The following is a 12,448-nucleotide window of genomic DNA, read 5'->3' on the forward strand; positions in this document are numbered from 1 at the left end:
TTCCAGGCCAATCACTCTACAGAGTGGCCCACCAGCGGCCCTTGGTGGTCCACGTCCCACGCCCCACGGCTCGGGACAGACCCTCGGCCGCTCGTGCGGGCGAGGTGGCGGCGCGCGGGCGCGATGGCGCGATGGCGTGATGGCGTACGAGACGGCGGAGGCGACGAGACATGCGGCAGGACACGACGGACCCCTCCCCGCGCGAGCCCCACCCGGGCCACGTCGCGCGCGAACCCGCACCCGCGCCAGAACCCGCCCCCGGCCCAGCCACCGCTCCCGCGCGGCCGGCCCGCTCCGGTCGACCGCGCTCCGGTCGACCGCGCTCCGCTCGACCGCGCTCCGCTCGACCGCGCTCCGCCCGGCCTCGTGCCGGCGGCCCGCCGCTGACCTACGTCCGGCTCGGCGAGCGCCCGCTGCGGCGGCTGCCGCAACTGTTCGCCGGGCTCGCCCTGTACGGCTTCAGCCTGGCGGTCATGGTGCGGGCCGCGCTCGGCATCAACCCGTGGAGCGTGCTGTACGAAGGGTTGGAGCGGCACACCGCGCTGAGTTTCGGCACCATCAGCGGCCTCGTGGGGGCGCTCGTGCTGCTGCTGTGGATTCCGCTGCGGCAGCGGCCGACGTTCGGGACCGTGGCCAACATCGTCGTCCTGGCGTTCTCCGCCGACCTCGGCCTGTGGTTGCTGCCCGCCAACGTCCAACTGCCCGGCCGGATCGCCCTCCTCGTCGGCGGCATCCTCCTGAACGGGCTGGCCGTCGCCGTCTACGTCGGCGCGCGCTGCGGGCCCGGGCCGAGGGACGGGCTGATGACCGGCGCGTCCGCCCTGACCGGGCGCTCCATTCGGCTCGTCCGCACCCTGATCGAACTCACCGTGCTGGCGGTGGGCTGGTCGCTGGGCGGCGGGGTCGGGGTCGGCACCGTCGCCTACGCGCTCACGGTCGGCACGATCACCCAGTTCTGCCTGCCGCTGTGCGCCTATCGAACCCCGACCGAGCACACGACCGCGCCGACCGACTGAGGGGCGCGCTGGCCGGGGCGCCGTGCCGTACGCCCGCGCCACCGGCGCGCGCCAGCGCGTGGCGGCCCGGGCCCCCGCTCGGGCCCACGCCCGGGGCCGCCCCCGTACCGGCCCCGGCGGCGGCCGGGCCCCGCCGCTCGCCGCCCGCGCCGCCGGGGCTCCTCGTCCCTCGCCCTGCGACACGCGCTACGACGCGGCGCCCGGGTCTCCGGCTCGCGGGCTCGCGCCGGGGCCGCCGGCCGAGAGGGTGAACGAGAAGGTCGCCGGGCCCGCGTCGAGGCGGTGCGCGGGCAGGACGCCCGGGCCGCAGGACTGGGTGCCGATGCCGTGTTGCCGGTGGTCGAGGTTGAGCCAGATCCGGTCGCCCGGCACCAGGTCGGGGGTGTGCGTCGCGGCGTCCAGGTGCTCGCTCGTCCAGCGGCGCGCGGTGAACCAGAACGGCGGCTCCCCGTCCACCCGCAGCCACCCGCCGTCGGCCCCGCGCAGCCGGGCCCAGCGCACGTCCGCGCGCGCCCCGTTCTCCTGCGGACGCACGTACGGGGTCTGCATCTGGTCCACCGACATGGCGTACCGGCCGAGCCGCGAGGCCGCCCCGGTGTCCGGGTACGCCTCGCCCGGGCCGCCGCCGTACCACTCGGCGTCGCCCAGCTCGCCGCTCACCCCGAGCCGCACCCCGAGTCGGGGAAGCGGGAAGTCCCAGTCGCCCTCGGGGATCACACTGACCGTCAGGCGCAGTCGGGAGGCGGTGGCGGACCAGTGGTAGACGACGGACAGCGCGCGGTCGGTGGCCGCGGGCGCGACCCTGGCCTCGACCGTCAGCGCCCCGTCCTCGGCGCGCACCCGCGTGGTGCGGTGCCGCATGCGGTGCAGCCCGGCGCTCCGCCACACGGTGCCGTAGCGGGTGTCGGGCTGCCAGGGGGCGCCCTCGTCGTTGTCGGTCGGCGCCCGCCACACGTCGAGCCGCGGGCCCACCACCGACTGCCCGCCCAGCGAGCGCAACACGCCGGTGCTCGCGTCGAAGGTGCCGGGGCCGAGGAGGATGGTCCGCCCGTCGTCGCCGGTCCGGGGCGCGCTGCGCGCGGCGCTCGCCGGCGCTCTGCCGTCGGCCTCGTCCGCCGCGACGGGCGTCGTCGCCCCGTTCGCCGGCGCGGCCGGCGGGGCGCTCGCGGCGGCGTCCGGCTCCGCGAGCCACTGGCCCCAGGCCACCTCGTGGCCGGCCGACGCCCAGGGCGTGTCGGCGGCCAGCTCGGCCCGTACGGTCCACACCGCCTCACCCACCGGTCGCGGCGCGCCCTCGACGAGCGGCAGTTTCACGTCCGCCGACTCGCCGGGGGCCAGCGGCGGAACGGCCAGCTCGCCCCGTGCCACGGCCTCGCCGGCCACCTCGTACGACCAGCGGAACGTCAGGTGCGCCAGGTCCACGAAGTCGTACAGGTTGCTGATCCGTACGCCGGAGACGGGGCCCGTCGCCGTGCCGTCGGCGTCGTGTGGGCCGCCGACGGGCGCGATGCGGACGGGTTCGATCACCTTCTTGTACTCGACGAGCCCCGGCGAGGGGGTGCGGTCGGGGAAGAGGAGGCCGTCGCAGACGAAGTTGCCGTCGTGCAACTCCTCGCCGAAGTCCCCGCCGTACGCGAAGTAGGGCGTGCCGTCGGCGGTTCGACGGGCGATGCCGTGGTCGATCCACTCCCAGACGAAGCCGCCCTGGCAGCGCTCGTACCGCTCGAACAGCCGCTGGTACTCGCTGAGCCCGCCGGGCCCGTTGCCCATGGCGTGCGCGTACTCGCACAGGATGAACGGCAGGGAGCGGCGGCGTGCGTCCAGCGCGGGGTCGGGCAGTGGTGGTTCGGCGCGGCGCCCGATGGCCTCGACCTCCGCGTGCGGGGCGTACATCCGCGAGTAGACGTCCACGTCGGCGCAGCTCGGGTCGCCCTCGTAGTGCAGCGGGCGGTCCGGGTCGCGGTCGCGGATCGCGGCGGCCATCGCGGACAGGCCGGCGCCGGTGCCGCACTCGTTGCCCAGCGACCACATGATGACCGCCGGGTGGTTCTTGTCCCGCTCGACGGTGCGGGCCGCGCGGTCGAGCAGCGCGGGCGTCCACCGGTCGTCGGCCACCGGGTTGCGTCGCCAGCCGACGGCGTGGAAGCCGTGCGTCTCCAGGTCGCATTCGTCGATGACCCACAGGCCCAGTTCGTCGCACAGGTCGAGGAAGGCGGGGTGCGGCGGGTAGTGGCTGGTGCGCACGGCGTTGATGTTGTGCCGCTTCATCAGGAGCACGTCGCGCCGCATCGTCTCCAGGTCGAGGGTGCGGCCGGTCTCCGGGTGGAACTCGTGCCGGTTCACGCCCCGGAACAGCACCCGCTGCCCGTTGACCCGCAGCAGCCCGTCCTCGACGGCCACGGTGCGAAAGCCGATGCGCAGCGGCACCCGCTCGCCCTCGGTGACCAGCTCGCCCGCGTACAGCCTCGGTGCCTCGGCCGTCCACGGCTCGACGGGGACGCTCGCGCTCTGCCCGGTGGCCAGGTCCAGGCCCAGTTCCGGCACCGTGACCCGGCCGGCGGGCTCGCTGTCCACGCGCAGCGTGCCGCGCCCGTCCCGGTGGTCGTAGCCGGCGTGCACGAAGTAGTCGGCGACGGCGCCGGCGGGCCGGTGCACCAGCGTCACCTCGCGGAAGATGCCGGGCAGCCACCACTGGTCCTGGTCCTCCAGGTAGCTGCCGGCCGACCACTGGTGGACCCGCACGGCCAGCACGTTGCCCCGGGCGCGTAGCGCGTGCTCCTCGCCCTCGCCCGGGGCGTGGAGCGGGCCGACGGCGAACTCGTGCGGCAGCCGGCTGCCCTGGAAGGTGCCCAGCTCCCGGCCGTTGAGCCAGACGCGCGCGCAGGACTCCACGCCCTCGAAGCGCAGCACGGCCTCGCCCGTGGTGGGCCAGTCGGCCGGCAGGTCGAAGACGAGTCGGTGGTCGCCGGTGGGGTTGTCCTCGACCGGTACGCGCGGCGGGTCCACCGGGAAGGGGTAGCCGGTGTTGGTGTAGATCGGCGGGGTCGTGGGGTGGGACTCGGAGCCGGTGTGCAGCCCCCAGTGCGCGGGCACGGGCACCTCGTCCCAGGCGGTGGCGTCGAACTCGGGCCGGGCGAAGTCCGTGTTCGCGGTGGTCGCCCCGGGCGACAGGCGAAAGCGCCAGGTTCCGCTGAGGTCGAGGCGGCGGGCGTCGGACGCGGGGGAGTGGGACCGGGGCGGCAGGGTGCCGGTGCCAGGCGAGACGTCCTCGTAGTAGGGGTGGGGAGTCGCTGTGGAGTGGCTCATCCTTGCTCCTCACGGGCTGCCGGGCTCAGTCCTGGCTCCCTACCACTCCGTGGTTGCGACCAGGTGGCGAGCCAGTGGACTGTCGGTGCGGTGCGGTGCGGTGCGGTGCGGTGCGGTGCGGTGCGGTGCGGTGCGGCGTGGCGGCTGCTGGGCCGGAGCGGGTGGGTCCGGGGTGCCCGTGTCGGGGCGCCCCGGACCCACCCGCGCGCCGGGTCAGATCTCGCCCTCGCAGCAGGAGTCCCGCCGCAACAGCCGCCCCACCTCCAGCCAGCTTGCCCCATCGACCCCTTCCGCCCCGGCAGCCCCGTCGGCGTGCCGGTGGTCGGGCGTGTCGGCGTGCCGGTGCCCCGACGCCGGGCCCGCCGGCAGCGTGTCGCCCGCCGGGAACGCCGCGACCAACTCGCGCGTCTCGTAGCGCACCCCGCCCCGCAGCACGGACACCACCCGCACCAGCGAGTCGAAGTCCGTGAACGGGTCGCCGTCCACCACGGCCAGGTCCGCGAGCTTGCCCGGCTCCAGCGTGCCCAACTCGCGTTCCGCGCCGAACACCCGGGCCGAGACCGAGGTGGCCGTGCGCAGCGCCTGCGCCGGTGTCAGCCCGCCCCGGTGCAGCGCGCGCAGCCCCATGTGCAGCCCGAGCCCCACGGGTACCAGCGGCGCGTCCGTGCCGAGCGCGACCAACCCGCCGTCGGCGAGCACCCGCCGGTACACGTCGATCTCCGTGCCCAACGCCGTGAGCTGCGCGTCCGTCGGCGGCTGCGCCGCGAGCTGGCGGACCAACGCGGTGTCCCACGGCGGCATCAACCGGGTCACCCGCTCGTCGTCGGCCACCGACGGGTCGGCACCCACCAGCGGCGACGAGGTGAACGGCGTGGCGACCAGGTGGAAGTCACCGCCGGCCGTGTAGATCTCGCGCAGGTCCTGGTAGGCGCGCCCGGTGGCGGACGTGGCGTGGCCGTACTCAAGGCGCTGGGTGGCCTGGAGGTGGGTCGTCAGGTCCTGCCCGAGCTGCACGCCGGGCGTGCACAGGTGGCTGCCGGAGCGCACTCCGAGCCGCTCGTGCGCGAACCGGGCCGCCTCTTCCATGATCCAGCCCGGCGCCCTGACGTACGTCTTGACGAAGTCCCAGTCCAGCGCCTCGGCCCGGGCCAGCGAGCGACGCAGCCCGGCCCGCGTGCGGTGCGCGCGCCCCATGCTGTACGCCACTCGGCCGCCGTCCAGCAGCTCACCGGTGGTCAGCAGGCGCGGCCCGGCCATGGCGCCGGCCGCGACCGCCTCCCGGATGCGGAGCTGCTCGTAGGCGAAGCCGCCGAACGAGACGGCCGTGGTGATGCCGTACGCGAGCTGCGACGCGGGCTGTCGTCCGCCGTAGGTCACCTGCCAGGGGTGGGTGTGCGCGTCCCACAGGCCCGGGATGACCGTGTGCCCGGAGGCGTCCACGCGGCGGGTGGCGGCCCGACCCGCGCGGTGTGGCTCGATGCCGGCGATCCGCCCACCGCGCACCAGCAGGTCCACGTCCTCGCGCACCGCCTCGCCGGTGCCGTCCCACACCTGTCCCGCGTGCACCACCAGGTCCTCGGGCCGCCGGCGCCGGTAGTCGAGCGCGACGCGGACCGTACGGGGTGTGCCGCCGTCGGCCGAGATCAGTCGGAGTCTGCCCGACGAGAGGTAGAGCAGCGTGCGCGAGTCGCCGGACCAGGAGGGGTGGTCCGCGTTCTCCTCGGTGAGCTGGCGCGGCGCGCCGTCGGGGGTGCCGTCCGGGCGCACGGGCAGCAGCCACAGCGCGGACTCGGTGACGACGGCCAGGTGGCGGCCGTCGGGCGACCAGACCGGGCCCGAGTCGTAGCGGTCGGAGATCGACACGTGCGGCGCGACGGCGTGCAGCCTGGCCTGGCCGCTGTCGGCGTTGACCACGCGGATGAGGTTGTACCCCTCGCGGAAGCGCTGGTTGAGCCGGTTGCGGTCGCACAGCGCGAGCCACCGCCCGTCCGGGGACCAGCTCGGTCGGCCGGGCAGGCCGCCCCCGCCGAGCGGCGCCGCCAGCACCCGTTCCCCGCCGGTCGCCAGGTCCCGTACGACGAGGTTGCCGGACATGTCGATGCTGGCCAGCCGCTTGCCGTCGGGCGAGAGCGCCGGCTGCACCCGGCCGCCGGAGGCCAGCACCGTCTCCGCGCCGGTGCGCAGTTCACGGCGGCGCACCGCGAACAGGCCGTCCCGGTCGTCGGCGTAGACCAGCGCGCTGCCGTCCCGCGTCCAGGTCGGGGCCAGCAGGTAGCGGGTGGGGTCGGTGCGCACGACGCGGCGCGGGGGCCGGCCGCCGCCGATGTCGGCCACCCACAGCGAGTCGAGCGCGGCGAACGCCACCCGCCGGCCGTCCGGCGACAGCGCGGGCAGATGCACACCGCGCACCGGGCGCACGCCGGCGCCGTCGAAGTCGTAGCGCTTGACCCGGTAGCGGGGCCGCCGCACCGGCAGCGTGGCGGAGAACGCGATGACCTCGGCGCCGGTCCGCGCCGCCGAGCCGCCCGGCGCACTCGCCGCGGCCTCCCGCGCGCCGGCCCGGTCCGGCCGTACGAGCTGGAACTGGCCGTCCACCGTGAGCAGCAACTCGTCGCGCGAGACCCAGCGCGGCGGCACCGGCAGCACATCGCCGCCGACGTCCACCGGGGCGCCGTCCACGACCAGCGTGCAGGAGGCGGCGGGCGCCGGGGTGGTGCGCAGGTAGGCGAGCCTGCCGTCGGGCGCGACGGCGGGCGTCATGAGCTGCGCCGTGCTGGTGTCAGCGTGCTCGACGGCGACCGGGCCGGCGCCGTCGGCGGGCACGGAGGCGATGGTGCGGGCGTCGAGCGCGGTGTTCACCAGCTTGGCGCGCACGAAGAAGACCCGGGTGCCGTCCGGCGACCACACCGGGTCGAAGTCCTCCCACGCGCCGTCCTGGTGCGGCCCGTCCTGGCCGGGCAGGCCGGTCAGTTGGGTGAGCCGACGGCTGCGCACGTCGATCACCCACACCCGGTACGGACTGCCCTTCACGGGGTCGCCCCCGCGCTCGGAGGCGAACGCGATCCGCGTGCCGTCCGGGGACCACGCCGGGCCCCGGTCGTCCCACGGCCCGTCGGTGAGCTGTCGCAGCCCGGTGCCGTCGGGGCGCAGCGTCCACAGGTGGAACCCGCCGCCCCGGTAGGCGCAGACGGCCAGCGTCTTGCCGTCGGGCGCGTAGACCGGACGGGTGGGTTCGAGGTCGGGCGTGGTCAGGGCGGTGGCCTCGCCGCCCGCGCGCGGGATGGACCACAGGATGTTCTGCACCTCGGCCACGAGCCGGTCGCCGGCCGGGGCCAGCGTCGCGGCACCGTTGGTGGCGGCGGTGAACGACAGGGTGGCCCGGTGTGGCGCGGCGGCGGCCGGCTCGGGCACCAGGCCCACGGCCCCGCCGGCGAGGGCGGCGGTGCCGGCCGCGGCCTGGAGGAAGGTGCGTCGCGACAGCGGGGAGCGGGCGGGCGGCTCGGCCGTCGTCGCGGCGGCTTCGAGGCCGGCGGCGGCCTCGCCGGGGAGATCGGCGGCGGGCGCCGCCGGGGGCGTGGCGTCGGGGGCGCCGGTGGGGTGGTGCGGAGTGGCGGATGGGGCGGTGGTGTCCAACGATCCTCCTGGTACGCGAGGGTGGCGCGGGGCGGAAGCGGAGAACAAAGCGCCTGATCGTGACACGGACGAGGGCCGAAAGGTCAACACCGCGTCGCCGACTCGTATTTCCCGCACCGTCACCGCGCCCAACCAGACGCACGGTCACATCCCCGCTGTACGAGGGTCGTTGGGCACCTACGACATGGCCGCCCGCCACCCGCGAGCCGTCACGCGCCCGTCACGCGCCCGGCCCCGCGCCACGCCCGGCCCCGCGCCTCGCCCGGCCCCGGGCCGCCCGGCCCGACCTTCTCCGGCGCGTCGCCGCCCACCCGTCGCTCGCCCCGTCCCGTACCGCCCCGGCTCACGCGCCGAGGAAGTCCACGACGCGGGCGCGCAGTCCGGCCGGGTCCAGGCCCTGGCCCGCCAGGTGCTCCTCGATGGTGCCGTACCGGCGCAGCTCGCGGCGGGCCACGCCGAGCCCGAGCACCCGGTGCGGGATGTCGGCGAGGGCCTCGCCGGCCGCGGCCGACGACGTGCCCGCGAGGTAGGGCTCGACCAGGACCACGTCGGCCGCGTCGGTGGCGCCGGCGGCCGACCGCAGCGTCGCGGTGTCCAGGGGCCGCACCGTCGTCGCGTACAGCACCGTCACGTCCAGGCCGTCGACGGCGGCGAGCACGTTGTCCAACATCGGTCCGACGGCCACCACGACCCCGCGCCGCCCCTGGCGCACGGTGTGCAGCCCGCTGCCGTCCACGGGGCGCGGCGCCGCGTTGGACTGCTCGGAAAGGCGCAGGTAGACCCGGTCGTCGCCGGCGGCCGCCGCGTGTCGCAGCAGCGTCTCCGCCTCGTCCGGGTGGCCCGGCACGTGGATCGTCCAGCCGTCCAGCGTGTCGAGCAGGGCCACGTCGCCCGGCGCCATGTGGGTGAAGCCACCGGCGGGCCAGTCGTACGAGCCGCCGGCGCTGACCAGCACGCCACCCGTGCCCTGGTGCCCGAAGTCCAGCTTCACCTGCTCGAAGGGGCGCTCCACGAGGAAGCTGGCGAAGGTGTGCACGATCGGGCGCATGCCGGTCAGGGCGAGCCCGCCGCCGGTGCTGACGAGCAACTGCTCGCGGATGCCCACGTTGATCACCCGGTCCGGATGGGCCCGGGCGGCGTCGGTGAACCGGTCCGCGCTGATATCGGCCAGGACGACCGCGAGGCGGGGGTCGTCGTCCAGGAGCCTGGTGGTGATGGCGGTGAAGCGCTCGCGCATGGTGTCCATGGGTGGGTCTCTCCAAACGGTGGGTGGGTGGTGCCGGGGCGAGGCGGTGGGGCGTGCGGGCCCAGGCGTGCGGGGCGTGGACGCGCGGTGGGGCGGGCTACTTGGGCTCGACGCGGGCGACCACCGCGTGCGGCCGGTCCGGGTGCGGCTGGGTGTAGGCCGCGTACAGCGCCTCGTGGTCCCGGCCGTCCACGGTCGTCGCGGACCAGCCGGCCGCCTCGAAGCGGGAGGCGATGCCGCCCGGCCAGCCGTGCGTGGCCGAGGCGTTGTCGATGACCAGCGTGTGCAGTCGCGGCAGGCCGGCGGCGCCCGCGTACGCGATGGCCTCGTGGTTGCTGCCCTCGTCCAGTTCGGCGTCCCCGATCAGGACCCAGACGGCGGAGTCGGTCAGCCCCTGGGCCCGCAGCCCGAGCGCCGCCCCCACGGCGAGCGGCAGCCCGTGCCCGAGCGACCCGCTGCCGATCTCGACGCCGGGCACGAGCGTGCGGTCCGGGTGGTGGCCCAGCGGCGAGTCGTACGCCCCGAAGGTCGACAGCGTCGACACGGGCAGGAAGCCCTTGGCGGCGAGGACCGCGTAGTACGCCATCGGTCCGTGCCCCTTGGAGAGCAGGAACCGGTCGCGGCCGGGGGAGTCGACCTCGCTCGGCGAGACGCGCAGCACGCGGTCGTAGAGCACCCACAGCGCGTCCAGCGTGGACGTGGCCGCGGCGTCGTGCTTCTCGTCGCCGGTCATCAGGCTCATCAGCCCGGGCAGCGCGGCGTAGCCGGAGGGGGTGGTCGACGGGGTCTCGAGCGTCGTGGTGTTCATGGCAGGTAGCCTGCAACCTCAAGTCGACTTGAAGTCAAGTTGGCCTCAGGGGCCCGTCGAGCGCCCCGTGCCGTCAACGGTGAGGGCCCCGCGCGGGCCGCCGTGCCCGTGCGGGGCGTCCTCGGCGACCACCGCGCGCAGCGCCGCCGCGACGGCCGCGACCGCCGGATGCCGGCCGGCCCCGCTACGGAAGGCGATCCGGGTCCGGCGGCTCATCGCCATCGGCACCAGCGTCACCTGCGGCGGCGGGTGCACCAGGCCGAGCTGCGGCACGAGCGCCACCCCCTGGCCCGCCGCGACCAGGGCGAGCACCGTGGCGAACTCGTCCACCTGGTGCCGTACCCGGGGCGCGAAGCCGGCCGCCTGGCAGGCCCGGATCGTCATGGCGTGACACAGCGTCCCCGGCGTGGCCGTGATCCACGTCGCGTCCCGCCAGCGCGCGAGCCCGGGTTCGTCGTCACCCTCGCGCGCCGGCGCGCACCCAAGTCCTGTCGCGCCCCCGGGCCCAGCCGCGCCGGCGCGCGCACCAGTTGACCGCCGCGCCCCGACCGGCGCCCCGACCGGTGCCGCGCCGGGCGCGTCGGGCGGGATGACCGAGGCCGGGTACTCGGGCGGGGTGAGCGAGGCCAGGTACATCGCCTCGGCGCACAGCGGCTCCGTGGCGAGGCCCGGCTCCGCCAGAGAGGGGACGAAGTCGTAGTCGTGTACCAGCGCCACGTCCAGTTCGCCGGCCCGCAGCGCGTCCGCCACCGCCGCCGGGTCCACCTCGGAGAGCATCGGCTCAAGCCGTGGATGCCGGTCGGCCAACGCGACCAGCGCGGCCGGCAGGATGGCCCGGGCCGCGGTGGGGAACGTACCGATCCGCAACGGGCCGGCCAGCCCCTGCCGGGCGTCGACCAACTCGGCGGCGGCCAGCTCCAACCGCTCCAACACCGCCTCGGCGTGCGGCACCAGGCGCTGGCCGGCGGGGGTGAGCGTCACCCGGCGCCCGGTGCGCTCCAGCAGCGGCACCCCCGCCTCGCGCTCCAGGGCGCTGAGTTGCTGGGAGACGGCGGACGGGGTGAAGGCCAGGGCCTCGGCGACGGCGGCGATGGTCCCGCGCAGGGCGAGTTCGCGCAGCAGGCGCAGACGGCGGACATCGAGCATCAGCTCACCTTACGCTCGATGCCAGAAAAGCGAACTGGACCTGCATCTTCTGGCTGCGGCAGGCTCAGCCGCATGACGCTGCACCTGCCCTTGCACGGGCTCTACACGCCACTGATCACGCCCTTCGCCGCCGACGGAACCATCGCCGTCGACGCGCTCGAAGGGCTCGCCCACGCCGTCCTCGACGGCGGCGCGACCGGCATCGTCGCGCTCGGCACGACGGGGGAGCCCGCCACGCTCGACGCGGCGGAGAGGCGCACCGTCATCGACGTGTGTGCCCGCGTCTGCGCGCGGCGCTCCGCCCCGCTCGTGGTGGGCGCGGGGTCCCACGACACCCGGGGCAGCGCGGCGGAGTTGGCCGCGCTCGCCGCCTGGCCCGAGATCACCGCGGCCCTCGTCCCGGTGCCCTACTTCTCCCGGCCGTCGGACGCGGGCGTGCTCGCGCACTTCACGGAGCTGGCGGCCAACAGCCCCGTGCCGCTGGTCGTCTACCACATCCCGTACCGCACCGGTCAGCCGCTCACCGCCGCGACGCTGCGCGCGCTGGTCCGGCTGCCGGGCGTGGCCGGCGTCAAGTACGCGACGGGCGGCGTGGACGCCGAGGCCCTCGCGCTGCTCGAAGACCTCCCCGAGGGACGCGCGGTGCTGGCGGGCGACGACCTGTTCGTGGCCCCGCTGATGGCCGTCGGCGCCACGGGCGGCATCCTCGCGACGGCCCAACTGGCCCCGGAGCGGTTCGCCGAACTCGTCGCCGCCTGGCGCACCGGGCGGGTCGAGCGGGCCCGCGCGCTGGGGCACGCGCTGGCCGGCCTCGCCGCCGCCGTGTTCGCCGAGCCCAACCCCACCGTGGTCAAGGGCGTGTTGGCCGCCCAGGGCCGCATCCCCACGCCCGACGTCCGCCTGCCGCTGCTGCCCGCGGGGCCGGGCGCCGTACGGGCGGCGACGCGCCGGCTCGCGGAGCTGGCGGCCCTGGACACGCCCTGCCCCGACGCGCCGGCCGACCCCGCCCCGACCGCTCCGGCCGCCACCCCGGCCACTGCTCCGACGCGGGCGCCCGTGGCCGAAACGGCGGGCGTAGGCGTGTGACGGGGTGTACGGGTGTGGCGGGCGTACGGGTGGGACGGGCGTACGGGCGTGACGGACGGGGCCGGAGTGTCGCGCGCCCGGCCTGTTGGCGTCCGGTCTGATGCCCGCCCCGGCGCACCCGCCGGCCGGAGCGCGCCGGCGTACGGGCGTACGGGCGGCGCGGCGCGCCGGAGCGCCAACCGTGGGCGCGCTACGACCGGCCACGAA

Annotated in this window: 7 protein-coding genes; 2 read left to right on the forward strand and 5 right to left on the reverse strand. The window is 76.2% G+C overall.

Going from position 1 to position 12,448, the window contains the following annotated elements:
• Positions 1-170 precede the first annotated feature (170 nt).
• Complete coding sequence (locus OYE22_RS29545) at positions 171-1,016, forward strand: hypothetical protein (protein WP_277323249.1); 846 nt, start codon at positions 171-173, stop codon at positions 1,014-1,016.
• A 186-nt stretch (positions 1,017-1,202) separates the two neighbouring features.
• Here OYE22_RS29545 and OYE22_RS29550 read toward each other — a convergent pair whose 3' ends face one another.
• The 5 genes from OYE22_RS29550 to OYE22_RS29570 form a co-directional block, all read right to left on the reverse strand.
• Complete coding sequence (locus OYE22_RS29550; protein WP_277323250.1) at positions 1,203-4,322, reverse strand: glycoside hydrolase family 2 TIM barrel-domain containing protein; 3,120 nt, start codon at positions 4,320-4,322, stop codon at positions 1,203-1,205.
• Positions 4,323-4,535: 213 nt separating this feature from the next.
• The gene (locus OYE22_RS29555) at positions 4,536-7,802 is read right to left on the reverse strand and encodes an amidohydrolase family protein (protein WP_277324384.1); all 3,267 of its coding nucleotides are present in this window, start codon (positions 7,800-7,802) and stop codon (positions 4,536-4,538) included.
• A gap of 496 nt (positions 7,803-8,298) precedes the next feature.
• Positions 8,299-9,201 (reverse strand): transketolase C-terminal domain-containing protein, encoded by a 903-nt coding sequence (locus OYE22_RS29560; RefSeq protein WP_277323251.1) that lies wholly within the window; start codon positions 9,199-9,201, stop codon positions 8,299-8,301.
• A gap of 97 nt (positions 9,202-9,298) precedes the next feature.
• Positions 9,299-10,009: a transketolase gene (locus tag OYE22_RS29565; RefSeq protein WP_277323252.1), complete on the reverse strand. Its 711-nt coding sequence runs from the start codon at positions 10,007-10,009 to the stop codon at positions 9,299-9,301.
• 45 nt (positions 10,010-10,054) lie between these two features.
• Entirely contained in the window at positions 10,055-11,155 is a 1,101-nt protein-coding gene (locus OYE22_RS29570; RefSeq protein WP_277323253.1) for a LysR substrate-binding domain-containing protein, read from the reverse strand.
• Positions 11,156-11,227: 72 nt separating this feature from the next.
• Here OYE22_RS29570 and OYE22_RS29575 point away from each other — a divergent pair, with 72 nt between their 5' ends.
• Positions 11,228-12,241, forward strand: coding sequence for a dihydrodipicolinate synthase family protein (locus OYE22_RS29575; protein ID WP_277323254.1), 1,014 nt, complete (start codon positions 11,228-11,230; stop codon positions 12,239-12,241).
• The last annotated feature ends 207 nt before the right edge of the window (positions 12,242-12,448 follow it).

Origin of the sequence: Streptomyces sp. 71268 (assembly GCF_029392895.1) — a bacterium.
In the GTDB taxonomy this organism is placed as follows: Bacteria; Actinomycetota; Actinomycetes; order Streptomycetales; family Streptomycetaceae; genus Streptomyces.

Coding starts and splice junctions, on each gene's coding strand:
- OYE22_RS29575 (WP_277323254.1), top strand. CDS start 11,228: ATGACGCTGCACCTGCCCTTGCACGGGCTCTACACGCCACTGATCACG.
- OYE22_RS29570 (WP_277323253.1), bottom strand. CDS start 11,155: ATGCTCGATGTCCGCCGTCTGCGCCTGCTGCGCGAACTCGCCCTGCGC.
- OYE22_RS29560 (WP_277323251.1), bottom strand. CDS start 9,201: ATGGACACCATGCGCGAGCGCTTCACCGCCATCACCACCAGGCTCCTG.
- OYE22_RS29565 (WP_277323252.1), bottom strand. CDS start 10,009: ATGAACACCACGACGCTCGAGACCCCGTCGACCACCCCCTCCGGCTAC.
- OYE22_RS29550 (WP_277323250.1), bottom strand. CDS start 4,322: ATGAGCCACTCCACAGCGACTCCCCACCCCTACTACGAGGACGTCTCG.
- OYE22_RS29545 (WP_277323249.1), top strand. CDS start 171: ATGCGGCAGGACACGACGGACCCCTCCCCGCGCGAGCCCCACCCGGGC.